The organism is Salinicoccus jeotgali, assembly GCF_039538805.1.
Lineage (GTDB): Bacteria > Bacillota > Bacilli > Staphylococcales > Salinicoccaceae > Salinicoccus > Salinicoccus jeotgali.
Window position 1 is genome coordinate 1 of sequence record NZ_BAABCK010000040.1, and the last position, 1820, is coordinate 1820.

Genomic DNA, 1820 nt, shown 5'->3' on the forward strand with positions numbered 1-1820 from the left:
GGGGCTGGGACATAAAGGCCCCTGAACACTAAGAAAAATGGCGATCCATCCCGATAAAGCGGATGGATCGCCATTTTTTGTGTCTGCTTCCAAAGCAGTGCGCATCATTCGGTTGAACTTCCCGAGGTTCCCGGCCAATAATGCGAGGCCGATTTCGATTTTCACTTTGCGTCTCCCGCGGAGTGAAAATCGCCTGAACGCCAAATTGGCCTTCAAATTGCCGAAAACCGTCTCAACATCCACCTTGCGCTGCTGATAGATGTTGCGGTGCCCTTCAACTGAAAGCTGCTTTTTCACCTGGGCTCTGAAGTAGTCCAGGTTCATATTCTTTTGGATGCGCTTGGTGGTCTGCTTGTCGCTTTTGATGCATATGTCATGGAGGGGACATCCGGTACAGTCTGCTGATGCATACATTTTAAACGCCCGGGTGTAGCCATATTTGTCGGTCCGATCGGCATAGCGTTCAAACTGGAGGGGCCGTCCGTCCGGGCAGATGTACATATCATTCTCATCATCATACACCCAGTTGTCCGGATGCATTTCATCGGGTTGGTGCCTCTGCTTCTGTTCCTTATGGTATGTATTATAGGGGATGAGCGCGGTGCGGCCGTAGTCGTCCATGATTATCTCATAATTGGATTCACTGCCATAGCCGGCATCGGCCACAATCTTTTCAGGCAGATGCTGGAAATGTTCCAGCATCGTATGGAGAAATGGCGGCAGGGTCCGGGTATCTGTCGGGTTGGGATAGAGGTCAAAGCCTAAAACGAATTGATTGTTGGTCGCAATCTGCAGGTTGTAGCCGGCTTTCAGCTGACCATTCTGCATATGGTCCTCCTTCATGCGCATGAATGTCGCATCGGGGTCGGTCTTCGAGTAGCTGTTGCGGGCACCGAGGATCTCCAATTGTTGGGTATATTTCAATTCCCGGTCCCGCAGGTCTGCACATTTCTTTTTAGTCTTTCGGATGACGGACCGTTCAGACCGGCGGGCTTTTCTTTTTTCCACGGTTTCCGTCGCCTCGATGGTCTCCGTCAAATCCGTTTCCACCGTCTCTAGCGCCTGGTGCATCGTGTGCAGGTGATCGGCCGTCACGATGGCTTCCGATTCTTCAAGGAGGGCCGTCACGATCTGCTCTTCATACAGCGTTTCATACATCAGCTTCGATTGGGCGCGGAGTTTCTCCTGGTGTTTCTCGACACTTCTCCGGAAGACGAATGTATATTTGTTGGCATTGGCCTCGAGCTTCGTACCATCGATGAAAATCGCATCCGTATCAATCAGCGCCTGGGCTTCCAGCTGCATCCTGAACTGGATGAACGCTTCCTGGATCAGCGCATCCATGTGGGGATGCACCCGGAACCGGTTGATGGTCCGGTAGGAGGGCGTCTGGTTTTGAGCCAGCCACATCATCCGGACGCTGTCTGTCAACAGCGCTTCAATTTTGCGCCCGGACGTCACCGATTGTGTGTAGCTGCAGAGGATGATCTTCATCATCATTCTTGGATGGTACGACGTCGCACCGAAGGCATGGTCAAAGGGCGCAAATTCAGTCTCTGGGATGCTTTCCACCAATGCATTGACGGCAAGGGCGATGTCATCTTCGGGTATGATGACTGCCAAATCGAGTGGCAGTGTCAGCTGGTTCATGGTATAATCTTTATACATAAGGCACCTCTTTTTCTGTTTGTGTGGTTACTTACATTATAAAGGGTGCCTTTTGTTTTGTCTTTCATTTATATACATAGGAATCCCCCGGGTTAAAATTTTCATTTTAACCCGGGGGATTCTGCTTGGATCGGGACTTATGTCCCAGCCCC

Annotated in this window: 1 protein-coding gene; it reads right to left on the reverse strand. The window is 51.0% G+C overall.

The genetic code is table 11. The annotated features are described in order from the left end of the window. Nucleotides 1–1668: IS1182 family transposase (locus tag ABD734_RS07780; RefSeq protein WP_344703128.1), on the reverse strand; the 1668-nt coding region annotated here is incomplete at its 3' end. Nucleotides 1669–1820 lie beyond the last annotated feature (152 nt).